Here is a 23,928-nt window from a genome sequence, read left to right on the forward strand (position 1 = left end):
CGACTCCAGCTGCTGCAAAGCAGCCATTCGATTCAAAAAAATCTCGACCACACATTACTGCCATGACATCAGCACCAAGGAGGATCTTCCCATGTCATTGCAGTGCCCCCGCTGTCACTCCCCCAAAGTCGCTTCTTTCCATCACGCCATGAAAACCGGCGCAGCCATCGGCGCTGTCGGTGGCCTCGCCCGTGGCGTCAGTGCTGCTCTTGCAGGCGGCAAGGCCGGCGCAGCGCTCGGCGTAATCGCCGGCCCTTTCGGTATCACACTCAGCTCGGTATCGGGCGCCATCCTCGGTGGCCTGGCCGGAAGCGTCGGTGGCTGTGCGCTCGGCGCTCAGCTTGGCGAATCGCTCGATCGCCATGTGCTGGCCCACAATCTCTGCCTGCTCTGCGGTCACCGCTTCAACCTGCCGGCCTGATCCGGCAACCGCTCTCCTCTTCCTTATCTCTCATTGATTGCCGGTGCTGCGCCATGCGCGGCGTTTATGCCGGCCTGCACCCAAAGGAAATTCGTCATGGCTCATCAAATCGAACAAATGGCCTATGTTGGCGCTACTCCGTGGCACGGCCTGGGCAACAACCTGCCGCAGAAACAGCCCATCGAAGTCTGGCAACGCGAAGCCGGTATGGACTGGCAGATCCTGGAAAGCCCTGTGCATTTCAAGTCGGACGCAATCGGCCACCTGGGCGCGATCCATTCGTTCCCGGAGCAGAAAGTGCTCTACCGCTCGGACAGCAAGGCACCGCTGTCGGTGGTCTCGCAGCGCTACCACACCGTTCAGCCCAAGGATGTGCTGGAGTTTTACCGGGATCTGACCGAGGTCTCCGGCTACGAGCTGGAAACCGCTGGCGTGCTCAAGGGCGGGCGCAAGTTCTGGGCGCTGGCGCGTACCGGACAGGGCGCTGCACTCAAGGGTAACGACCAGGTGAATGGCTATTTGCTGCTGGCCACTTCCTGCGACGGCACCCTGGCCACTACAGCAACGCCTACCACCATCCGCGTAGTCTGCAACAACACGCTGACCATCGCCCTGGACGGCACCAGCCGTGCGATCAAGGTGCCGCACAGCACCCGCTTCGACGGCGACCTGGTGAAGAAGCAGCTTGGCATCGCCGTCTCGCAATGGGACGACTTCATGTACCGCATGCGCCACCTGGCTGAACGCAAAGTGCAGTGGCATGAGGCACTGGGCTTCTTTATGAACGTGATGTGTGAGACCAACCCGACCGGTCCGCTTCCTGAACAGCTGCCGAACGAGCGCGCTCTGCGCAAAGTTCAGGAGCTGTACGAAGGCCGTGGCCGGGGCAGCCAGCTGGACTCAGCACGCGGCACTGCCTGGGGCTTGCTCAATGCCGTGACCGAGTACGTCGATCACGAACGCCGGGCGCGCAGCACTGAGTATCGATTGGACTCTGCCTGGTTCGGCCAGGGCGCGCAGATCAAGCAACGCGCGCTGGACGCAGCACTGCAGCTCGCCGCTTAAGCTGATGCGGCATAAACACAACCCCTGATCGCCACAAGGGTGATCAGGGGTTGTTCAGCTGCTCTGCATTAAATGATCGCCCTTAATCAGGCGTTCACCCAATCCTCGACGCGCAAACCTGGAACTCGCTCGAACTCACGAAGATTATTCGTGACCAGAATCAGTCCCTGGGCACGTGCGTGTCCTGCAATCATCTGATCATACGGGCCAATAGGCTTGCCGATACGAGCCAGCTCAGCTCGCAATTGCCCGGAATGAGCCGCTGCCTGAGCGTCGTAAGGCAGTACTTCCAGGCGCGCAGCAAAACCTTCAACGTCCGCCAGATTACGCTCGGGATTAGCGGACTTCTCGGCGCCGTAAATAAGCTCCATCAGGGTGACAGTGCTGATGCTCAGCTGCCCTGAATGGCGCTTGAAGGCTTCCCGCACCTGCTCAGGGCGATTCTTGATCGTGAAAATGCAGATGTTGGTATCAAGCATGTATTTCAGCATCAGAACGCATCTCGCTCTTGATCTGCAGGCTGCTCGCGATCCGCCATGTAGTCAGCGGTCACACCTTCGCCATCGAACCAGACGTCCCAGGCTTCGCCTGCCGGCGTGATGATTCGGGCTCGACCAACTACCACTACATCCACCCGCTTCACATCCTCAGGCAGCGCAACCGCCTTGGGCAAACGCACCGCCTGACTGCGGTTGCTCTGAAAAACTGCACCTTGTTCCATGGAAACCTCCTGGGGATATGCCTTACGTATAGCCCATTGTGCCAATCAAGCGGGATATGTCAAAGGCATATCCCTAACTAGCCATCCACCTACCACCATAAACGCCCGGTCAGCCTTGTGCTGGCTGGGCGTTTTTATGCCTGCAGGAGAAACATGATGAAAGCTACTTCATTAAACCGCAGCACCAGCAAATCCCGCCCGGCTCTGCGCCTGGTCAGCACCAAGGAACTGCCGCGCGAGGACTGGCTGCAGATCCGCAAGCAAGGTATCGGCAGTTCGGACGCTGCGGCTGCGGTCGGTCTGAACCCCTATAAATCGCAGCTTGAACTGTGGATGGAAAAGACCGGCCGTGATGCTGGCATGCCCAAGGCCGACCCACAGGATGAGGAAAGCCCGATGTACTGGGGCAACGTGCTGGAGCCCATCGTGGCGTGGCACTACAGCAAGCGCACCAAGCACAAGGTCCGCCGCATCAATGCCGTGCTGCAGCATCCGAATCCGGAGCTGTCCTGGATGCTCGCCAACATCGACCGCGAGGTGATCGGTGCTGACGACGTGCAGATCCTCGAATGCAAGACCGCCGGCATAAACGGGGCACGCCTCTGGAAAGAAGGCGTGCCTGAGTATGTACACCTACAGGTGATGCACCAGCTCGCCGTCACCGGCAAGCAGGCGGCGGATGTGGCAGTGCTGCTGGGCGGCCAGACGCTGGAGATCCATCGCATCGAGCGGGACGAACAGATGATCGCTCGCCTGATCGAGCTGGAGCGCCGGTTCTGGCACTACGTGGAAACCGACACCCCGCCTCCGGCTGATGGCACCGCATCTGCCGAGGCCGCTCTGCGCTGCCTCTATCCGGAGGACAACGGCCAGGTGGTCGACTTCAGCCAGCATGCGGGACTCACCGCCGCCTTCATCGAGTTAAAGGCGCTGCGCCAGTCGATTGCCGACAAGGAAAAGCGCGAGGCTGAGCTCAAGCAGATGCTGCAACAGGCCATGGGCGATGCTAGCCGGGCGGAGTTCGCCAGCGGCTACATCACCTGGCGCAAGGCCAAGGACAGCATCGGTCTCGATGTCGCGCAGCTACTCAAGGACAAGCCGCACCTGCAGGCCAAGTACCCACTGCTGAAACCGGGTGCGCGGCGTTTCCTGGTCGGTTGAAACACACTCCCATCATCCCTTCCCCCCTTGGCCAGTCCATGCCGCTCACCCTGCATGGCTGGCCTAATGAGATGGTCACCCCCGACACCCTGCGAAGGCTAGCCTTCGCAGGGTGTTTATTTCCAGAGGCCATCGCCATGAACAACGCAGCATTGATCGGTATTGATCTGGGCAAGCACAGCTTTCATCTGCACGCCCAAGACAGCTCCGGGCGGGAGGTCATGCGCAAGAAGACCACACGTCAACAGTTGTTGCGTGTGCTGGCCAACCTGCCGCTTTGTACGGTTGTCATGGAAGCCTGTGCAGGCGCTCATTACCTGGCCCGCGAAATCCAATCACTAGGGCATGAGGTCAAGCTGATCTCGCCACAGTTCGTGCGGCCGTTTGTGCAAGGCAACAAGAACGACTTCATCGATGCGCAAGCCATCTGCGAGGCTGCCTCACGACCTGCCATGCGTTTTGTAACGCCCAAGAGCGAGGCCCAGCAGACCCTCTCGGTTCTGCATCGGATGCGTGAGTCACTGATTCGTGATCGAACCAAGAGCATCAACCAACTCCACGGTTTTCTCCTGGAGTTTGGAATCAGCCTGCCCACGGGCATGGCAGTCATCAAGCGGTTGGCCATGGTCTTGGCCGAGCATGAGTTGCCCGCCAGGCTGGTGGCGTTGCTCAAGCGCCTGCATGACCACTTTGGCTACTTGGATGAACAGATCAAAGCGTTGGATAAAGAGCTGACGGGGCAGTTGGCAGAGGATGATCTCGGCAGTCGGCTGCTGAGTATTCCTTGTGTGGGCCCGGTTACCGCCAGCGTGCTGGTCGCGGAAATGGGCGATGGTAAGCACTACGCCTGCAGCCGAGATTTTGCGGCCTCCGTAGGCCTGGTGCCGAGGCAGTACAGCACAGGCGGACGCGCCAATCTCTTAGGCATCAGCAAGCGTGGTGACAAGAACTTGCGCCGCCTGCTGGTGCAATGCGCTCGCGTATACCTGCAGCGCCTGGAGTATCAACGCGGCGCTTTGGCCGACTGGGTACGCCAGCTACTCGGGCGGCGCCACACCAACGTGGTCGTGTGTGCGCTGGCCAACAAGTTGGCACGCATTGCCTGGGCGATTGCCACCAAACATTCCCGCTACGAAATCGAACCAGACGGCTATGCCGCCTGATCTCGTTTGCTGGGCAGTACCACCACCCCTCCAGGTTTGCGATAGCTGAACAACTGATGACGTGAACGGCCCACCGGCCTGGCGAAGAACCTGTATTAAAAATCGGCTCATGAAGCCGTTGGCCTTTTCAGGATCGCCAGGCGCGACTCTCATCGTGGCGCGGGGCATGCCCCAGACAGACGCCGGATAGATTTAAGCAAGCCAAACACCCATCTCTGATCAGCGTTGCAAAAACGGGGGTGACCATAGATTTTTCATTTCAGGAGAATCACGATGCTCAAAGGTCTGGCTATCACCCCGCCGGTACTCGGGCGGATTTCCATCGGTAAGGTCATCGAGAAGAACGGCAAGCGACTGCCGGAGAAGGATGACCAATTCACCATCACGTCCCAAGTGCAGGGTAAGGACGGCTGGCTACTGCACCCGCTCAATGACGAGCTGCGTCAGGGCAAGGACGACAAGCTGCGCAGCATTCCGGTACGCCTGCTGTTCAACGAGCCGGAGCTGAACTTTCGCGCCGACTACACGCTGTTCGATCGGCAGTCGGGCCGCCCGGTCTGTGTCGGCAATGGCGAGACCTGCAAGCGGGTTACCCAGGACGGAATCCAGTCGCTGCCCTGCCCCTCACCGGATGCCTGTCCGCTGGCCAAGGGTGGTGCCTGCAAGCCCTATGGCCGGCTCAATGTGGTCATCGGCGATGAGGATCCGCTGGGTAGCTTCGTGTTCCGAACCACCGGTTTCAACAGTATCCGCACCCTTGCCGCCCGCCTGCATTACTTCCAGGCCATCTCGGGTAACCGCCTGGCCTGTCTGCCTCTGGAGCTGCGTCTACGCGGGAAGTCGACACGCCAGAGCCATGGCACGCCGATCTTCTACGCCGATCTGACGGTACGCGGAGGCATGGACATGGCTGAGGCGTTGGTAACCGCCAGTGAGCTCGACTCACGGCGACAGGCTGCGGGCTTCGATCAGGCCGCCCTAGATGAAGCAGCGCAGCGTGGCTTCGGCAATGGCGCCTTCGAGGACAGTGAGGAGGATGCTGGAGCCATCGTTGATGAGTTCTATCCAGTCGAGGAAAACCCATCGACAGCCACTGCTATACAGCACACCTCAACCAAAGCCAGCCTGACAGATAAGCTCGATACCCTGGCAGAACGACAAGCTAACTGTAAGGAGACGGTATGAAGCTGCTGCTACGAACTCTCGCTGCAGTATTCATGTTTGCCGGCATCTTTGCCGGTTGCGTGACGGCGTTGCTTCTGGCGGCCCTGATGCTGCGCTTCCCACCGCTACTGGTCGCTGTGGTGCTGGCTTGCTGGCTCCTTAACCGACTACAGCAAGCTGCAGATAAAAAATCTCACTGATAACTCGATGCGCCAGAGAGAGCAGCTTGGATGCGCTCTCTCTAACTTAGCCATCTAATTATTTTTTGTGCAAACCAGCTTCCGCAGCCTTACCCCAACTACACCTCTGGTGTTTCATGCCCGCTCCCCATTCGCGTCGGATGATGGGAGGCGTTTTTTTTACGATTTTCCCGGTCGTATTGTCCATTCGGTACTGGGTGATGCTGCCGTCAATGATCCGGTTGATAACCTCTCGGGCCACCTCGAGCGACACCGCGAACCATTCGCGGGGGCGGTAATGTTTGCCATCCTTTCCGACCAGTTCCACATTCAAGCGCTGCGCCGCAAGGAAAGCATGCACCAAAGCCTCGAAGCGCTGGGGGTTCATATTGAAACACTCGAAGTCCGTGACCTTCTGAACCGGGCTCTCCAAAAATGCAATATCCCGCTCGGCATTGCGAATCCGCTCATCTACAGTCTGCTCGGTGTAGCCGATCTTGTAGAGATACGGGAACTGCTTCAGCGCGGGATTCTGGCTTAGCGTTTTGACGATGTAGATGCATCCCGTACGACGGTCGCGATGCGTGACTCGAATGTCCTGAAAAGCCTGGGCCAACGCCTCGTCACGATCCTGCAAGATGCGCCGACCGGTCTCGTCCATGTAAAGTGCCCGACCCAACGAACGGCGCAGCATGTTCGACTCGGTACCGTTCTCGAAAATCAGCCGTAGCCGGGCATCCGTATGCTCGCCACGTCCATGCTCTTCACCAACCTCATCCACGAAGCACATGACGCCGTTTAGGATAAACGCCTCACCAGGTGCGACTTGCCAGTTCTCTGCAAAACGGACTGTCTCGGCTTTGCCACTTTTGAGATCCGCATGCAAATCATTGAAGATCGACTTGAAGCGCCAGAAGTCCTCGCAAGGTGTGCGCTGGGCGACCTCATCCGGGACTTCTTTCGTCAGCGGGACATGCTTGAGATCCAGAATGCTGGTGTCACCCAGTTCCAGTAGCCCTAAATCATCCCCTCCCAGGATGTCATCGATGCAGATGACATCCTCTGGAGCCACCGCTGACTGAGGCGGGGGCTCGTCCTTGAGCACACCTTGTGTCAGGGAAAAACCGGACAGCAGTCCGTGCCGGTCGAAGGGCATCAACGCCTCATGATCCTCAATTCTCTCCAGCGTCGCCGCCAGACGCTTGGCCATTTGACGTTCGGATAGATGGTCGCCATGCGCTAATGGCCGCCGCCCGTGATGATCGATGAACTGATTGATCTCCTCAAAGCGCGACGCCAGCAAATTCCCCTTACCAGGCGAGGCTGCTCGGGGCTTCACGTTGAGCAAGCCATACTCGTCCGACGCGCCAAAAACATCGTCCAGAGAACTATGCACTCGCTGCTTCTTTCCATGCAGGTTCATTCCATTGCCCCTCACACTTCCTGAGCCTGCTGCTGAAGCTTCTCGCGCTTACGCCTCTTGAGATACTCCAACCCTTCGGCATAGCGCGCCTCAATAGGATCATTCGAGGTCAAAGAAGGCTCCCGACCTTTCTCCTGGCGGAACTTCACAATACGTGGCCAGAGAATCACCGCCTCCTCGTCAGTCATGGTGATTCGAGCGCCCGCTACCACATCCTGAATGGTCTTCAGCATCGCCGGCGTAACCGACTTAGACAGGATCTCGTAAGCTCCATGGAACGGGTTAACCTGGTCAATCAGGTCGATGGTGACATTATCGATATTGATGAACCTGTCGCCCATTTTCACAAATTGGCGGCTGCCTTCTGGGGACTTGGGCGGCGGAAGAGGCAGTTTCTGGCCTGCGCCCCCATCAGAGTCTTCCAGCTGGATACCTACACCACCCGCATTGCTGCCAGAAGCATCCTCCTCCCCAATGATCACCGCCCCAGGCGGCAGATCTTTTTCATCGAACAGTCCACCTGAGCTACCAATCATGGCCTTGGTCAGCACGCCAACTCGGACCTGCTCAATCTCATCCGGGGTCAGGTCGGGGTACTTCGTTTCGATGATCTTCGGCAGCTCAACCTCGTTGATTACCTCGGGCTCGACACCACCAATCAGTGACTCGCCAACCTTGGGCTTCTGAAGCAAAGCGGCGACGATGTCATCACTGTCCCCATTAAGAATCTTGATGACCTTATCGGACACCGGGGCGGTAACGTCGTTGATGATGATCGTGCCGGGTTCAACAACTTCGCCATCCTTGAGCTGCGAGCGCGGCTTGAAGTTCACGGTCGGTGCCAGAACCTGCTCCATCAGCAAGGACAGGGTGATCGCCTTGAGCATGTTGTTCACCGACACTTTCACGTCTTCATCTTCGGCGTCCGGCTGGGCGATCAGGTTGGTGAACTGCGCGTGGGTTTTGCCCGGAGAATCACGCGTGGCACGACCGATGATTTGCACCACCTCGGTCATCGAGGCCCTATAGCCGATGGTCAGGACATGCTCACACCAGGGCCAGTCGAAGCCTTCCTTAGCCATGCCCAACGCAATCACAGCATCGAGATCATCGCCAGATGTGACGCCCCGCAGGTACTCCACGACCGAGGCACGAATCGGGCCATCATCAACCAGATTGGCCACTCTCATGAGCGAGCCATCAGAGCGGCGAACAGTGATGATTCCGGTGTTTGGATCTTGTTTGAGCACGGCCCCCATCACATCAAGGATGTGGTCAACTTCCCCGTGCTTGTCCTTGGTGGACTCACCACTGTTGACGTTCGGGATGTGAATGATGGTCTTTTTACGGGTATCCAGAACATCCTTCAGAGCATCGATGTAGCGCCCCTGGTAGAAGTGGTAGCCAAGGCCTAGCGACTTCAGGTAGCGGTAGCCATTCAGCTGTTCGTAGTAGGTGTAGGTCACCTTATCGAACTTTACCTCGTCCTCCGGCAACAGAATCGGCACTGTGTCACCGCGGAAGTAGGAGCCGGTCATCGCTACGATGTGAGCACTGGACTCCTTCATCACGGCATCCAGCAGCGCACCGAGGCGGTTTTCGCCGTCGACCGAAACGTGGTGGAACTCGTCAATGGCGATCAGCGTGTCATTGAAGTCGGCAGGGGTAAGCTGCTCGAAGGCAAAGCGCAGAGTCGCGTGGGTGCACACCAGCGTTTGCTCAGCAGGGTTATCCATGAATCGCTTGAATGCCTGCACCTTGCCAGGCTCACCGCCTGGCACGCACAGGTTGTTGTGCGGCAACACTGACCAGTCAGCAAAGAAACCATCCTTGGTCAGCGCGGTATCCCGGAATGAGGCGCCGATGGACATCTCCGGCACCGCTACGATCACCTTGCGAAGCCCTTGGTTGATCAGCTTGTCGAGGCCCAGGAACATCAAGGCCCGCGATTTCCCGCTGGCCGGTGGTGCCTTGAGCAGCAGGTACTGACTGTTACGGGAGGCGAAGGCCCTGGCCTGCATCTCGCGCATCCCCATCTCATTCAGCGTCGCACTCTTGCCCGTCTGGGCGTACTCAACCTTCAGCAAATCAACCATCGTGGGTGCATCCTTTCAAAGTTGTTCAGCGGTGACCGTCTTGGCTGCGCGCGGTTTACGAAGCTTCTTGGCAGCAGCCTCAGCAGCCTTCTGCTGATTCTCCTGCTCGATCAGCTTCTCATAGCGTGCGAACAGATGCTCTAGCCGCTCAAAAGCATCACGGAACGGCCGAGCACGGTAGAGATGCTCAACAGCAGCATCGAGCGCCTTGTGCGCAGCCTTAAGATCATCGGGCATTAATTCCGGGTCATACAGATTAGCAAGTGACTTATCGGGGTAGTTTTCGCGGGCCATCAGCACATCTTCTGCAAGTAACTCGATCTCCCTGCGCTGGGCATCGGTTACTTCTGGCCAAGGAAAGGTGTTGTAAACCAGAGAGGCTGAGTAACGGTAACGGCTCTCAAGCCGTCCACCAACCACCCTCAGCCAATCCATATGAGTCTCTGATGAAAGCACTCCGAACTCAAAGAGGCCAGCTTCCGGAATCATCAAAACTTGATTGCTGGTGATTACCGATGCGTCCATATACCCAATAGGGGCATAAACTCTTCGCTCAGACGTAACCCTAGGAACAATAAGGTATTGCCCATCTCTAGGCTGCCTAATCTCAGGGAAAAGATGTGGCACCAACGATGCTTTCTCGCGAGTCTCTTTCTTATCGCTGAGGAGTCGCTCTTGCCTTACGGAATCAACTCTATCTTTAACTAGCGGCATATCAAGAATTTCTTCAATTCTCGCATCTCTCAGCCAAAGGCACCATCGATCCTTCGATTTCAAAAACTCATCAGCACCAACAAACCTCCTAATCCACTTGGCAGATTTTGGCTCCAGCCGAATAAGCTCATCCTTCTCAGAGCTATCCATTATAAGTCCGCTGCTCTTTGTATAGTTATTACCATCCATAATCATACTGACATCGCACAGCGCAGCAGATCTAGACAGTACAGGTCCGCAATCAGAGTCAAGGAGGTAAGGATTTATGTTTTTCGCCTTCGACTCCATTAATTCACCAGAAGACTCATCAAATATCTTGAATTCTTTTCTTGAGAAAGAGAGTCCAATTACAACGACATGGACGCCAGCGTTTGACTTTGCGCTATTCTTCCAAACAAATGGTCTGTACGCAAAAGATATAGAAACCCCAATATCTTTTATCGATGGCCACAAAACCCCCACCTGCTCACCCTGAGCAATAGAGTTTGTTGCAACAAAAGAGCACTCACAAATCGTTCCGCCGACAAACTCAGCGGCCTTATAAAACCAGCACGAAACATAATCAAGGCACTTAAAGCCTTTAACCCCACCAAGAATTCTCTCAAGATCATCAGACTGAGCGCTTGTCCTGTCCTTCTTACCAACAAATGGAGGATTTCCACATATATAAACCTCAGCCGGAGATTTATTTTCACCAAACCGCGGACATATCGATTCCCAACTCATGGTCAAGCTATTTCCATGCACGATATTCCCACTCGCTTTCAGCGGCAGCATCGGCTCGGCATGCCCGAACGCCACCTGGAACTCCTGGTGCATCTGGTGCTCGGCCAGCCAAAGAGACAGCAGGGCAATCTCATGCGCGAAATCGTCAATCTCGATGCCGTAGAACTGAGACAGCTGGATACCCGTCATGAAGATGACGTTCTGCTTGCTGACGGCGTTCAGCGCACGTAACACCTCCATCTCGAAGCGGCGCAGCTCCTTGTAAGCGATGATCAAGAAGTTGCCAGAGCCGCAGGCAGGGTCGAATACCTTGATGGACGACACCCGCTCCAGCAGGGCCTGGAGCTTCTTCTCACTGCCACGGGAGCGTTCCAACTCGGCATAAAGCTTGTCGAGGAACAGCGGCTTGATGACCTTCATGATGTTGCTCACGGAGGTGTAGTGCTGCCCCAGCGTGCCGCGCTGATCCTCATCGATCACCGCCTGGAACATCGAGCCGAAGATGTCGGGGTTGATCTGCGACCAGTCCAGGGTGCTGCATTCCAGCAACAGACGGCGCGACTTGGCCCCAAACACCGGGATCGGCGTTTCCTTCTCGAACAGGCCGCCGTTCACATACGGGAAGTCGCTCAGGTGCTTCGGCAGTGACTGCCGCAGGCTGCTGTTGTCCGACTCGTTGAGCACAGCAAACAGCTTGCCCAAGAACTCAGCCAGATCCTCGCCATCCTCGCGGGTCGTCGACTTAATCGCATCTGTGAACTGGTTCTTGGCGAAGATCCCCGTATCTTCAGCAAAGAAACAGAACAGTAGCCGGGTCAGGAACACGTTGAGCGCATGAACCTCTTCAGCAGTGCTGATTTGGTTACGCTCACGAATCAGATCGAACAGCCGCCCCATTTTCTCAGCAGCCTTAACGTCTGCCACGCTTTCCGAATGGGTATAGCTTTTCTCGAGGCCGGCCAGCGGCAGGAAGAAGGTGTACTGCTGATGCAGGTCGGTGAACGGCGTTTCCATGCGCTCATCAGCCTTCACGTCATAGGCCACCAGATCATTGAAGTTGGTAACGATGACGAAGCGGATCTTCTGGGCCTTGATGACATCGCTGTCCTTCAGGCTTTCCGCCGCCTCATGAACATTTTCGCCCGCCGGAATCGCACGGAAATAGAGCTGGCCTTTCAGCGCCACATCACCCGCGACCTTAGCCACGTTGCGAGCACCGCCGTTCCTGACCTGGGTGATGGTGCTCTTGGCAAAGCCATAGGCATCCAGGAAGCCATAAATGAACTCGGCCTGGGCATCCTCACGCTGGGTAAGAGATTGAAGGGTGTCGTAAAGCTGAGTTTGGTTGATCGACATGAAGTCTTCCTTTTATTCATCTGTGGCCAGCCAAAAGCTTTGCCGCCCTAAAGCTTGCAGGGTAGGGCGTGCTCGCCGCTTCCCTGCGAGGTATATGTGATCGATGCCACACCTTAACCGGTTGGATAACTTCGGGCCAGTATCGGTAAACGGCTCAGGTGCTGATTTTCCAACTTAGTTGGCTGGGGAGCAGTCCTTGGACATGGGCGTCTTGGCCACATCACCTCCCCCAATGCAGATCAGGCTGACGCGCATGCCACTCTGCAGCCCGGCGGCGTAGTTGGCATGGGCATCATCAAGTTTGAATTGCGGCTCCATGAACTGATTTACCCCGCCCCGCAGAGTGACGTAGGGGTTGCCGAACAGATCGGTATTAATGGAATCCACCACGCCAGTGACCTTGAAGGTCTTGCCTTTGAACTGCTGGTCCGCCGCGACCGTATTGCGGTCATAGGCCTGGGCCAGTTGCTGAGCGCTCACTTCTAGCAGTGGCTCAACAGGAGCAACCACTTTCGCCGGTTGGCTCTGACTGCTTGAGGCTGGAGCAGGCTTGCTGGACGGACGATCCCCCGAGGCCATCGCAACCACCATCAGCGCGAGCCAGACAAAGCCGATCACCCGGCTGGTAGTGCTATGCCCTTGGCGCAGCAGGAACCAAACAAAGATGACCGGAAACAGAAAAATACCGACGCCCAGCCAGAAGCCGACGTTGCGGCTCATAGCTTGGGCGGGATGCATTTGAACGGTGGCAGTCTGCTTAGCGATAGGCGCACCACAATGCGGACAGGCAACCGCCTGGTCGCTGGCCATGCGATCGCACTCGCCGCAGTTGATCAATGCCATTTCACTACTCCTTGATTGCACTTCCTGAGCCAGCCTGGATTGGCCGGCTTGTTTGTCAGGATCAAGATATGTAGCGTGGCTTGACGTATCTAGAGTGTGCGTCTGTACAGGTAAAGTTTTCGAGCAAGTGAGGCTGGCATGAAACGCAAGCAGGAAATCGAGTCCGTGCGCTGGGATCTAGCGCTACGCTACCGCCTAATCGAGACCGTGGTCTGGTGGGAGGGCCGCCTGACGACAAACCACCTGATGCAGAGCTTTGGCATCAGCCGCCAGCAGGCGTCAAAGGACATCAACTCCTACATCAGCGAATACGCGCCTAAGAACCTCGAATATGACAAGCATTTGAAGGGGTACGTGCCGAGCCGGCGCTTCAAGCCGCTATTCATCGATGACAGCGCCAGCGCCTACCTGCACCTACTCAACCAGAATCACGACCGGGCACCGCACATAGAAGGACTGGCGCTGGCCTATGCGCACACTGAGGTACTGGATGTGCCGGATCGCTCAGTACGCCCGGAGGTGCTGCGTCCACTCATCAAGGCCTGCCGCGATGGGCTGCGACTGGAGTGCGAGTATGTGTCCTTCACGACGCCGGACGGCGAAACCCGTCTGATCGCGCCGCATACGCTGATCTTCACCGGCACGCGCTGGCATGTGCGCGCCTATTGCGAGAAGAATCGAGATTACCGCGACTTCGTGCTTAGCCGCTTTCGTGGTGAGCCCGGGTTAATGGACGACGAAACCGAAAATACCCATGTGCATGATACGGGTTGGAACAGTCAGGTGCAGGTCATCATTGAACCGGACTCTCGCCTCAAGCCGGAGCAGCGCGCGATTATCGAAGCCGACTACGGCATGCGTGACGGACAACTGGTGATCGAGACCCGAGGTGCTCTTGTGCAGTACGTGCTGCAGCGCTACCAGATCGACCCGGCCAAGGTGCATGCCAAAGCCACCGCACAGCAGATCGTCGTCGCCAACCTCGATGAACTGCATCCCTGGCTATACCACTGAACGCGGAGTTCCCATGGCTACTCAGCCTCAACTGTACACCCTGCATATCCAGCTGGAGCCGCTGCACTTCAACCCACCGATTTGGCGGCGGATACAGGTGACCGGCGACTGCACGCTACGCAAGCTGCATCACTTCATCCAAGCTGCGTTTGGCTGGAGCAGCGTCCATCTACATGAGTTCAGTGACGGGCTTAATCGCTACATGCCGCTGGACGCCGAATTTGCCGACATGTTCGAAGACGCCCTGGACGATCGCAAGGTCAAACTCAAGCGAGTCCTGAAGAACACAGACCGACTGCGCTACCTCTACGACTTCGGTGATAGCTGGCAGCATGTGATCGCAGTGGAGGCCAGCGAGCCCTGTGATTTCAGCGGAACCTGGTGCGAAGTGCTAGACGGCTCCCGGGCCTGTCCACCGGAAGATGTGGGCGGAGTTCCGGGCTATCAGCACTTCCTGCAGGTTACCCAACAGGCTGACAGTGACGAAGGCCGCAGTGCGCTGGAATGGGCAGGCGGCAGCTTCGATGCAGAGCTGTTTGATCGCCGAGCGGCTAATGCAGCAGTTCAACGGATCTGCAACAACTTCTGGGGCTAGCCGACTAGCCCAGTAAGCTGCCAACCCTCTCGAAGCAAAGTTTCAGTCATTCAGAGCGCCGGCTTTCAGCAAGAATGGCCTCACACCCTGAATTTAGACGGATCCGGATCATGAAATTGGACGGAACGTTATCATGAAGATAGTCGGCAGTTAGCCATACTCATCCTTGGATTCAGCCGTGCTCAATCAGATGGCATGGCAGCCGTAGGTGAGCCGCGCTGGCATGGTATCCATGTCAAGAACGCCGCCGCTCACTTCTCATTGCGTGGGGTATAGGCAGAACCTCTGATAGTTGATCGCCCAGGCGTCAAAGCGGACAATCCTGTACAAGAATACAGTAATCACTACCATGTCCGCCCCACTACCGCCCGAGCTCTACTACCTCAGCAATTTCCGCACCGCACTCGCTTGGGTGGCTGAGCGCTATGCCGACTTGCTGTCGGATGAAGAGCGCGCCTTTCTCGACACCTTCCACACCATGGCCTGGCCATCCCAGGCTTTGCTGGTGCGTATGGTCATGCGCAAGGGCTGCCATTTTCGCCTGAGCAAGCTCGTCTACCCAGAAATAGGCGACTGCATGACGGCAGCCGGCCCACTGCTTGAACAGGGCTGGATCACCGAACAAGCGGTACTGACCGCGGATGAGGTTGCCGAGCTGCTGCGCAAGGATGAGGTGCTGACTTATCTGCCGCTCACCGACCGCCGCGCCACGCAGAAAAAGGCCGAGCTGCTCGAACAACTGCACGGCACGGAGCTACCTGCTCAGACCTTCAGGGACTGGTGCCCTGGGCTGGATGATCAGTTGCTGAGCTTGATGGTGGGCGAATTGTGCGACCGTCTGCGCCTGATGTTCTTTGGCAATCTGGCCCAGGACTGGTCCGAGTTCGTGCTGGCGGATCTGGGCATCTACCGTTACGAATCGGTGGACATAAGCCCGGAGTCGCGGGGTTTTCAGTGTCGTCAGGATCTTGAGGATTACCTGCACCTGCGCCAGTTGCGCGTCAGTGTTGAGCAAGGCGCAGATCTGGCGGACATCGTGCCGCCGTTATTGGCGTTCAGTTCAAGCAACCCCTACCTGTGCAGTCGCCAGTCGCGCCTGCTGTTTCAGATCGCTCAGCAACTGGAGAAGAGCTGCGAGTTGGAGCAGTCCCTGCTGCTCTATCAGGAAAGCAATCATGGCGAAGCACGCTGGCGGCAGATTCGCGTGCTGGAACAACTGGGACGGGATACCGAGGCCCATGATCAGGCGCAGGTCTTTAGCCAGGAGCCGGGCAGTGATGAAGAAAGTCAGCGTCTGGAACGGGCCCTCACCCGCCTGCGGCGTAAGCTCGGCCTGCCGACGATGAAGCGCGCCAAGGCAGTGGGCGAGAGCCGTATCGACCTGGTGTTGCCGATGCCGGCACATGGCTGTGTGGAAATCGCCGTGCGTGATCATCTGCAGCAGGATGATGCTCCGGTGCATTACGTGGAAAACACCCTTATTTGCAGCCTGTTCGGCTTGCTGTGCTGGGAGGCGATCTTCGCGCCGCTGCCGGGGGCGTTTTTTCACCCGTTCCACAGCGGCCCGGTGGACCTGCACAGCCCGGACTTTTATGCGCGTCGCCAACCTCTTTTCGAGCGCTGCCTGCAGCGGCTTGAACAACCCGGCTACGGGCAATTGATCAAGGATCGGTATCAGGAGAAGCTCGGTCTACAGTCGCCCTTCGTGTTCTGGGGCATGCTTGATGAAGCGCTGCTGGACCTGGCGCTGCAGTGCATTCCCGCTGCACATCTGCATGCCTGCTTTACCCGCCTGTTGCGTGACCTGAAAGCCAACCGCGCCGGCATGCCGGATCTGATTCAGTTTTATCCGCAGGAACAGCGCTACCGGATGATTGAAGTAAAAGGCCCAGGCGACCGCCTGCAGGACAACCAGAAGCGCTGGCTGGCGTTTGCCGCCGAGCAGGGCATTCCGGTCGAGGTCTGTTACGTGAGATGGGCCGCGGCATGACCTACGCCGTAGCGGTACGTGCCCTCTGCGAGTTCACCGCCAAGGAGGGTGATCTTGACCTGCGTTTCACGCCCTCACCCACCGCTCAGGAAGGCATCGCCGGTCACCAGACCGTGGTGGGCCGGCGCGGCTCTGACTACATTGCCGAACTGCCACTCAGCGGCAGCTACCCCGGACTCTTCGTCAGTGGTCGCGCTGATGGCTATGACCCGGAGCGCAATCGTCTCGAAGAAATAAAAACCCACCGGGGCGATATCAGCCGCATCCCGGCTAACCACCGAGCGCTGCACTGGGCGCAGGTGAAGGTCTACGGCTGGCTGCTCTGCCAGCAGTTGGATCTGCAGGAAGTGGAGCTGGCCGTCGTTTACTTCAACGTGCTCACCCACACCGAGAATGCCTTCATCGAAGTGATGAGTGCCGCCGACCTGCAGCAGTTTTTCGAGCAGCAGTGTCAGCGCTTTCTGGTCTGGGCAGAGCAGGAAGAAGCCCACCGAAAAATACGCGATGCCTACCTGGATACGCTGCGCTTCCCCTACCCCGATTTTCGCCGTGGGCAACGCCAGTTGGCCGAAGCGGTATATCGCAGCGCCCGTGATGGCCACACCCTGATGGCTCAGGCCGTTGTCCCGGAAGAATGACGAACTCTCCCGCACCGGAGCGCTGTCTTAGGGCAACTACGTCTAAGGCGCTTCCTGGGCAAGCCACTCTTCCACTTCACCCAATAGCGGCCAGTGGTCTCTGGCCCATTTGTACTTGGGAGGTGGGGTGGTGGTAATGACATAGGCGCGTCGATTTTGATGGTGTCATCAAAATGCAGCATGCGCGCAAGCGCCAGACTGGTTAGACCAGCCCCAGCCACGTTTACAGGTTGCCACCAGAAATCGGCCTCAGCCAATCCAGAAGCACGATTCCGCCACGTGTACTTACCGCTTGGCCGCTGGTCGAGGAAGTCATTCAGGCATTCATCAAGCGCTGCACTGGGAGCATGACATTGCAGATATCGCTCAAATTGAGCGTGGTAGTACTCCCGACAGCGTTTATCAGCGTCCTGCATAAATCGTCCTTTGCTATTTCCTCAGGATTCCCACCATCAGCGTTGCTGAACGACCAGATCAAGCTTCGCCTACATGCATTGTCTTGCATTTCGACATGCCGTCCCTTCGAAGAGCTTTCAGGTTCGAGAATGATCTCCGACAAGGGCATCTTCAAGGTCGCGGTGAATGCAACACTCGTCGCCTCGGCTTGACCAAAGTCTGAGGCATATCGAATACTGTACATAAACACAGTATTCGGATTTTTTGTCATGGCATCCGTGGTCGCCCTTGACCGTCTGCTCGACGCGCGTCGCGTCTGGCGAGGTCAGGCCATTGCTTCCCCCTCTCCCAGCCCTCATCCAACGGGGTACGCGGAACTGGACGCGGCCCTTCCTGGTGGAGGCTGGCCGGACTCGGCGCTGAGCGAGATCCTGGTCGCCAAGACTGGTATCGGCGAGCTTCGCCTGTTATGGCCCACCCTGGCACGTCTGACCGCCGCAGGCGAGCGAGTGGTCTTGGTAGGACCTCCCCATCTGCCCTACCCCCAAGCCTGGCTCTCGGCCAATGTGGACTTACGCCATCTGGCCATCGTCCAGGCTACGGGGCGCGACGCCCTATGGGCCGCCGAACAGTGCCTGCGCTCAGGCAGTTGTGGCGCCGTGCTCTGCTGGCCCCGACAGGCTGACGACAGAGCCTTGCGTCGTCTGCAGGTAGCTGCTGAAACAGGCCAGACGCTGGCGTTCGCCTACCGCCCCCTGGAGGAAGCGGTAAACCCATCACCCGCGGCTCTTCGCCTGGCTATCGATGCCCACCCGGCTCAGCTACGGGTACTCAAGTGTCGTGGCGGCCTGGCTCCTGCACAGCCAATCGCAGCGGCCTGGCGGTGAGGCTGACATGCTCTGGGCCTGCATTCTGCTGCCGCAACTGGCCATGGATGGCGTGCTGCGCCACTGCACCGACACCGACGCTCCCCTGGTACTGCTTGCTGGTACACCGCAACGTCGCGTACTGCAGGCGGTCAACCCGGCGGCCCGCGCGCTCGGCCTAAAACCCGGCCAAACCCTCACCGCGGCCCAGGCGCTCATCCGCGACTTCGTCACGGCCGACTACGATCTGGCGGCCATCGAGCACTGGCAACGTTTCCTCGCCGCCTGGGCCTACGGCTTCAGTGCCCAGGTCAGCCTACACTATCCGCGCTGCCTACTACTGGAGGTGCAGTCCAGCTTCGGTCTGTTCGGTCCCTGGCCTCGCTTCGAGGCGCGCCTGCGCGAAGAACTGACCGCACTGGGCTTCCAGCACCGCATTACCCTCGCGCCCAACCCAGCGGCTGCGCGGGTACTGGCCAACACCCACGACGGTCTGGCGATCACCGATACCAGGACGCTGCGCCAGACACTCGACCGGCTGCCGGTGGACCGTCTCGGCCTACCTCGTGAAGTCGCGACATCCTTCGCCCGCATGGGACTACGCCATCTGCGACAACTGCTCGCCCTGCCGCGCGACAGCCTGGCGAAACGCTTCCCCACCGAAGTGCTGATTCAGCTCGATACGCTGCTCGGTCATCGCCCGTTAGCCCTGGATTTCTATCGCCCTCCGGATGTGTTCGACGCACGTATCGAACTGAATTTCGAAGTCGAGTCGCACCAAGCGCTGCTGTTCCCGCTACGCCGACTGACCGCCGACCTCGCTGCCTTTCTCGCGGGCCGCGACAGCGGGGTGCAGCGCTTCGTCCTGCACCTGGAGCACCGCAATCAGGCCGACACCCAGGTGCTGGTCGGCCTGCTCGCTGCCGAGCGTGAAGCAGCCATGCTCTTCGAGCTGACCCGGGGCCGCCTGGAACACCTGCAACTGCCGGCACCGGTACTGGCGGTGCGGCTGGTGGCGCGCGAACTGCCAGCCTTCACCCCGGAGCACCGCCAGCTATTCGATGACCGCCCGCAGCAATCGCTGCCCTGGGAGCAGTTGCGCGAGCGTTTGCGCGCCCGCTTGGGCGACGATGCCGTGCAGGGGCTGGATGCCCGCGCCGACCATCGCCCCGAACACGCCTGGCAAACAGGACAGCGCAAACCAGGCTCTCCCCTCCCCGCCACGGGTCCTCGCCCCAGTTGGCTACTGGCCGAGCCGCAACCGCTGCGTGAAGACTCGCTACGCATCCTCGCTGGCCCGGAACGCATCGAGTCTGGCTGGTGGGACGGTGGCGACGTGCGCCGCGATTACTACCTGGTAGAGACACGCGCTGGCCAGCGCGGCTGGGCCTTTCGCACGTCCGAGGGGCCGCTGTGGTTACATGGTTGGTTCGCATGACCGACTATGTCGAGCTGCACTGCCTGTCCAATTTCAGCTTCCAGCGCGGTGCTTCCAGTGCCGACGAGCTGTTCGAGCGTGCCGCCCGCCTTGGCTATCGAGCTCTGGCGATCACCGATGAGTGCACCCTGTCAGGCATCGTCCGTGCCTGGCAGGCCTCGAAGGACACCGGCCTGCCGCTGATTGTCGGCAGCGAGATGCACATCGAGCATGGCCCCAAGCTGGTCCTGCTGGCCGAAGATCTCGGCGGCTATCAGGCGCTCTGCCGTCTGATCACCCTCGCCCGGCGTCGTGCCGAGAAAGGCACCTACCGGCTGTTGTTCGATGATTTCGACCAGCCACTGGAAGGCCTGCTGGCAATCTGGCTGCCGGCGGAAAATGCCCGGCATGTGCCGTGGCTGCGAGAGCATTTTCCAGATCGGCTGTGGCTGGGTGTTGAACTGCACCGGGGCGCGGACGACGCCACACGCCTGCGCCAACTGCTCAAGCTGGCCAAGGAAAATGACCTGCCGCCCGTAGCCTGTGGCGATGTACACATGCATGCCCGGGGCCGCCGGGCGTTGCAGGACTGCATGACGGCCATCCGTCATCATCTGCCGGTAGCCGAAGCAGGCGCCTATCTGTTTTCCAACGGCGAACGCCACCTACGACGCCACGAGGAACTGATCGAGCTGTATCCGCCAGAACTGCTCGCCGAGACACTGCGCATTGCCGCGCGCTGCACCTTCGATTTCGAGCAATTGCACTATCAGTACCCGCACGAGCTGGTACCCACAGGCCACGACGCCACCTCCTGGCTACGTGAGCTGGTCCGGCAAGGCGCCCAGTGGCGCTGGCCAGATGGCGTACCGGCAGATAGTCAAACGCAGCTCGAGTACGAGTTAGCGCTGATTACCGAGCTGCGCTACGAGAGTTATTTCCTCACGGTCCATGACATCGTCCGCTTCGCTCGCAATGAGCACATCCTCTGCCAGGGCCGAGGCTCTGCAGCGAACTCCACGGTGTGCTTTGCCCTGGGCATCACCGAACTGAACCCCGCGAGCAGCAAGCTGCTGTTCGAGCGCTTTCTGTCTCGTGAGCGCAACGAGCCGCCGGACATCGATGTCGACTTCGAGCATGAGCGCCGCGAGGAAGTCATCCAGTACGTGTTTCGCCGCTATGGGCGAGGGCGTGCCGCGCTGACCGCAGTCGTGAGCACTTACCACGGCGCTGGCGCGGTGCGCGACATCGCCAAAACACTCGGCTTGCCGCCCGATCAGATCAATGCCTTGGCCGATTGCTGCGGGCGCTGGAGCAACCGCCCACCGTCGGCGGAGCGCCTGGCCGAAGCCGGCTTCGACGCGGACAACCCAGTGCTGCGTCGGGTACTGGCGCTAACTGGAGAGCTGATCGGTTTTCCTCGTCATCTGTCACAGCACCCGGGAGGCTTCGTGATCTCGGAGCACCCGCTGGAGACGCTGGTGCCGGTGGAAAATGCCACGATGGCCGATCGCACCGTGATTCAGTGGGATAAGGACGATCTCGATCTGGTCGGTCTGCTCAAGGTCGACGTGTTGGCTCTCGGCATGCTCACCGCACTGCGCCGATGCTTCGGGTTGATCGAACGCTACTGCGGTACTCGCTGGACACTGGCTGAGCTGCCCCAGGACGACAAGGCGACCTACGAGATGATCAGCCGCGCCGACACCATCGGCGTGTTCCAGATCGAGTCGCGAGCGCAGATGGCCATGTTGCCGCGCCTGAGGCCCAAGGAGTTCTACGACCTGGTGATCCAGGTGGCCATCGTTCGGCCCGGGCCGATCCAGGGCGACATGGTGCATCCCTACCTGCGCCGGCGGAACGGTGAAGAGTTGGTGGAATACCCCTCCGAGGAATTGAGGCCGGTGTTCGAGCGCACCCTCGGTGTGCCGCTGTTCCAGGAGCAGGTGATGGAACTGGCCATCGTCGCCGCTGACTACACCCCGGGTGAAGCCGATGAACTGCGTCGCAGCATGGCGGCCTGGAAACGTCATGGCGGACTGGAACCGCACCGCCTGCGGCTGACCTCGCGCATGCTCGAAAAGGGCTACACAGCCGAATTCACCGAGCGCATCTTCAGGCAGATCGAAGGGTTTGGTAGCTACGGTTTTCCCGAATCCCACGCCGCCAGCTTCGCCCTGCTCACCTACGCCAGCTGCTGGTTGAAGTGTCATGAGCCGGCGGCCTACGCCTGTGCCTTGGTCAACAGCTGGCCGATGGGTTTCTACAGCCCTGACCAGGTGCTGCAGGACGCTCGCCGACACGGCATCGAAGTGCGTCCGGTGGACGTGCGTTACAGCGAGTGGGACTGCAGCCTGGAGCCGACCAGCCATGCACAGCCGGCCATTCGCCTTGGGCTGCGGATGGTCAAAGGCATGCGCGAGGACGATGCACGGCGCATCGAGAGAGCACGCCAGAGAAGCTCCTTCATGGATCTCGAGGACCTGAGCCGGCGTACCGGATTAGATGCCCGGGCCCGCGAACGGCTGGCAGATTCCGGCGCCCTGCGAGGCCTTGCCGGACATCGTCATCGGGCGCGCTGGGCCGTGGCCGGTGTGGAGCCGCAGTTGCCTCTGTTCGCCGGGCAGGCCTCGCCCACTGAAACACCTGTGAGCCTGCCGCTACCTACGGTCGGCGAGGATCTGCTCACCGACTACGCGACCCTGGGCACGACTCTCGGCCCTCATCCCCTGGCGCTGCTGCGTCGCCAGCTCAAGGCTCAGCGCTGTCGCAGTTCACGCGAGCTTGTCGCTGTCGAACCAGGCCGACCGGTCAGCGTTGCGGGGCTGGTGATCGGTCGCCAGCGTCCGCAAACCGCCAGCGGGGTAATCTTCGTTACCCTCGAGGACGAGTTCGGACTGGTCAACGTGGTGGTCTGGCACGACTTGGCCGAGCGTCAACGGCGGGTGCTGGTGCAATCACAGATGTTGCGCATCGATGGACATTTGGAGGCAGCGGATGGCGTGCGTCACGTCATCGCCGGCCGGCTGAGCGACCTCACTTCCCTGCTGACTGGGTTGGATGTGCGCAGCCGGGATTTTCGATGACATCGGGTGGGCATACAGGCAAATCGGTGAAGCAATCATCGAAACGCCGTGGCGGCAAACAGTCTCAACTAAATCCACCCGCGAGGGCACTAGCGAGATGCAAGCTGCTCAAGCCTTTCCACCAACAGTCGCCAATCCTTATCGGGTACTCGGCCATCAATCCAATCCTGAATCTGCGCCTGCAGCTCAGGTCGGGGATACTGTTTGAACTCATCCAACCAGTCTTCGGGATCAGGCATGATGTCGAAGGTAGGCAGATGGTCGTAGTCGAACTCAAACTTGAATTTCCCATCCGGGGTTAACGTGAAGATTGCTGTGTACCAGGCGTGGCCATTGATGTCCTGGGCTGCCATTTCTTGGCGAAGCTTCTCGAAGGGAAGATCATAGCGCTGATCAATACTTGGAGAAGAGACCTCGCCTGTACTTGATAGAAAACTAATCTGAGTGATACTAAAGCACGTAATCCCCATAAAGCTGGCCCTCGCCTGAGCCCAATCGTCAGGTGTGAGGTTGAACACTTCTTGAGCCAATTCTCTTTGAAGTTTCTCAATGCGTGGGTTCATATTTTACCTAGGGTTATTAATTTTAATTTTGCGACTTGTACCATCAATCACCTCTGTAACATTGAAGGTTCCCGCCCGCATCGTATCATCGGTATAAATCAGTTCAATATGGACTTTAACACTCTTCTTATCTCTTAGCGCCTGTGCCCAGTTCTCTTCCATTTTCCCCCATTTACCATTGGGGTATTTATTGATTTCACTGGCCATAGGCGTGAGATTTTCATAGCCCTCGAAGCCTCCAAACTGGGAGCCGATGAGATGACCTCCATGGTCGTCAGGCAAGCGGCCATCGTCAGCCCCTACTGTGCGCTGTGCATGTTTGCTCCGCTCT

At 58.7% G+C, this 23,928-nt stretch carries 21 protein-coding genes and 1 pseudogene; 14 read left to right on the forward strand and 8 right to left on the reverse strand.

What is annotated here, in order from left to right:
• Positions 1–148: 148 nt before the first annotated feature.
• Together N5D30_RS23235 and N5D30_RS23240 are read left to right on the forward strand one after the other, a co-directional pair.
• Complete coding sequence (locus N5D30_RS23235) at positions 149–421, forward strand: hypothetical protein (RefSeq protein WP_279910911.1); 273 nt, start codon at positions 149–151, stop codon at positions 419–421.
• 96 nt (positions 422–517) lie between these two features.
• The gene (locus tag N5D30_RS23240) at positions 518–1,486 is read left to right on the forward strand and encodes a DUF932 domain-containing protein (RefSeq protein ID WP_279910896.1); all 969 of its coding nucleotides are present in this window, start codon (positions 518–520) and stop codon (positions 1,484–1,486) included.
• An 86-nt stretch (positions 1,487–1,572) separates the two neighbouring features.
• On the opposite strand, the gene vapC is transcribed toward N5D30_RS23240, so the two are convergent.
• Both vapC and N5D30_RS23250 read right to left on the reverse strand, forming a co-directional pair.
• Positions 1,573–1,977, reverse strand: a complete 405-nt coding sequence (gene vapC, locus N5D30_RS23245; RefSeq protein ID WP_009408500.1) for a tRNA(fMet)-specific endonuclease VapC — start codon at positions 1,975–1,977, stop codon at positions 1,573–1,575.
• The gene (locus N5D30_RS23250) at positions 1,977–2,207 is read right to left on the reverse strand and encodes an AbrB/MazE/SpoVT family DNA-binding domain-containing protein (protein ID WP_003285520.1); all 231 of its coding nucleotides are present in this window, start codon (positions 2,205–2,207) and stop codon (positions 1,977–1,979) included. Before N5D30_RS23250 ends, vapC begins: the two co-directional genes overlap by 1 nt.
• A gap of 156 nt (positions 2,208–2,363) precedes the next feature.
• Here N5D30_RS23250 and N5D30_RS23255 point away from each other — a divergent pair, with 156 nt between their 5' ends.
• From N5D30_RS23255 to N5D30_RS23270, 4 genes are all read left to right on the forward strand, one after another.
• Positions 2,364–3,368, forward strand: a complete 1,005-nt coding sequence (locus tag N5D30_RS23255) for a lambda-exonuclease family protein (RefSeq protein WP_279910912.1) — start codon at positions 2,364–2,366, stop codon at positions 3,366–3,368.
• Between the two features lie 137 nt (positions 3,369–3,505).
• The gene (locus N5D30_RS23260) at positions 3,506–4,531 is read left to right on the forward strand and encodes an IS110 family transposase (protein WP_279910913.1); all 1,026 of its coding nucleotides are present in this window, start codon (positions 3,506–3,508) and stop codon (positions 4,529–4,531) included.
• Between the two features lie 273 nt (positions 4,532–4,804).
• Entirely contained in the window at positions 4,805–5,716 is a 912-nt protein-coding gene (locus N5D30_RS23265; RefSeq protein WP_279910897.1) for a hydrolase or metal-binding protein, read from the forward strand.
• Positions 5,713–5,895 carry a hypothetical protein gene (locus N5D30_RS23270; RefSeq protein ID WP_279910898.1) on the forward strand — a complete coding sequence of 61 codons (183 nt, stop codon included), beginning with the start codon at positions 5,713–5,715 and terminating at the stop codon, positions 5,893–5,895. The genes N5D30_RS23265 and N5D30_RS23270 overlap by 4 nt, the downstream gene beginning before the upstream one ends.
• Before the next feature lie 58 nt (positions 5,896–5,953).
• Here the strand turns inward: N5D30_RS23270 and N5D30_RS23275 are convergent, their stop codons facing one another.
• The 4 genes from N5D30_RS23275 to N5D30_RS23290 all read right to left on the reverse strand — a co-directional run bounded on the left by N5D30_RS23275 (position 5,954) and on the right by N5D30_RS23290 (position 13,032).
• Positions 5,954–7,297 (reverse strand): GIY-YIG nuclease family protein, encoded by a 1,344-nt coding sequence (locus tag N5D30_RS23275; RefSeq protein ID WP_279910899.1) that lies wholly within the window; start codon positions 7,295–7,297, stop codon positions 5,954–5,956.
• Between the two features lie 11 nt (positions 7,298–7,308).
• Positions 7,309–9,393: an ATP-dependent helicase gene (locus tag N5D30_RS23280; protein ID WP_125863953.1), complete on the reverse strand. Its 2,085-nt coding sequence runs from the start codon at positions 9,391–9,393 to the stop codon at positions 7,309–7,311.
• Positions 9,394–9,408: 15 nt separating this feature from the next.
• The gene (locus N5D30_RS23285; protein ID WP_279910900.1) at positions 9,409–12,189 is read right to left on the reverse strand and encodes a DNA methyltransferase; all 2,781 of its coding nucleotides are present in this window, start codon (positions 12,187–12,189) and stop codon (positions 9,409–9,411) included.
• Between the two features lie 174 nt (positions 12,190–12,363).
• Positions 12,364–13,032 (reverse strand): hypothetical protein, encoded by a 669-nt coding sequence (locus tag N5D30_RS23290; protein ID WP_279910901.1) that lies wholly within the window; start codon positions 13,030–13,032, stop codon positions 12,364–12,366.
• A gap of 138 nt (positions 13,033–13,170) precedes the next feature.
• Here N5D30_RS23290 and N5D30_RS23295 point away from each other — a divergent pair, with 138 nt between their 5' ends.
• From N5D30_RS23295 to N5D30_RS23330, 8 genes and pseudogenes are all read left to right on the forward strand, one after another.
• Entirely contained in the window at positions 13,171–14,046 is an 876-nt protein-coding gene (locus N5D30_RS23295; protein ID WP_279910902.1) for a WYL domain-containing protein, read from the forward strand.
• A 13-nt stretch (positions 14,047–14,059) separates the two neighbouring features.
• The gene (locus N5D30_RS23300; RefSeq protein WP_279910903.1) at positions 14,060–14,641 is read left to right on the forward strand and encodes a plasmid pRiA4b ORF-3 family protein; all 582 of its coding nucleotides are present in this window, start codon (positions 14,060–14,062) and stop codon (positions 14,639–14,641) included.
• Positions 14,642–14,990: 349 nt separating this feature from the next.
• Positions 14,991–16,631: a VRR-NUC domain-containing protein gene (locus tag N5D30_RS23305; RefSeq protein ID WP_279910904.1), complete on the forward strand. Its 1,641-nt coding sequence runs from the start codon at positions 14,991–14,993 to the stop codon at positions 16,629–16,631.
• Positions 16,628–17,251 (forward strand): annotated as a pseudogene (locus N5D30_RS23310) (ATP-dependent DNA helicase); the annotation flags it as partial. The gene N5D30_RS23305 and the pseudogene N5D30_RS23310, both read left to right, overlap by 4 nt.
• A gap of 248 nt (positions 17,252–17,499) precedes the next feature.
• Positions 17,500–17,877 (forward strand): hypothetical protein, encoded by a 378-nt coding sequence (locus N5D30_RS23315; protein ID WP_279910905.1) that lies wholly within the window; start codon positions 17,500–17,502, stop codon positions 17,875–17,877.
• Positions 17,878–17,934: 57 nt separating this feature from the next.
• Positions 17,935–18,552, forward strand: coding sequence for a translesion DNA synthesis-associated protein ImuA (imuA, locus tag N5D30_RS23320; protein WP_279910906.1), 618 nt, complete (start codon positions 17,935–17,937; stop codon positions 18,550–18,552).
• A 7-nt stretch (positions 18,553–18,559) separates the two neighbouring features.
• The gene (locus tag N5D30_RS23325) at positions 18,560–19,969 is read left to right on the forward strand and encodes a DNA polymerase Y family protein (RefSeq protein ID WP_279910907.1); all 1,410 of its coding nucleotides are present in this window, start codon (positions 18,560–18,562) and stop codon (positions 19,967–19,969) included.
• A complete protein-coding gene (locus N5D30_RS23330; protein WP_279910908.1) occupies positions 19,945–23,034 on the forward strand; it encodes an error-prone DNA polymerase in 3,090 nt (1,029 codons plus the stop codon). The genes N5D30_RS23325 and N5D30_RS23330 overlap by 25 nt, the downstream gene beginning before the upstream one ends.
• 89 nt (positions 23,035–23,123) lie before the next feature.
• On the opposite strand, the gene N5D30_RS23335 is transcribed toward N5D30_RS23330, so the two are convergent.
• A complete protein-coding gene (locus N5D30_RS23335; RefSeq protein ID WP_279910909.1) occupies positions 23,124–23,597 on the reverse strand; it encodes a hypothetical protein in 474 nt (157 codons plus the stop codon).
• Between the two features lie 3 nt (positions 23,598–23,600).
• On the reverse strand, positions 23,601–23,928 hold a 328-nt coding region (locus tag N5D30_RS23340), incomplete at its 5' end, for a DNA/RNA non-specific endonuclease (protein ID WP_279910910.1).

It is taken from the genome of Pseudomonas sp. GD03875, assembly GCF_029840585.1.
GTDB lineage: Bacteria > Pseudomonadota > Gammaproteobacteria > Pseudomonadales > Pseudomonadaceae > Aquipseudomonas > Aquipseudomonas paralcaligenes.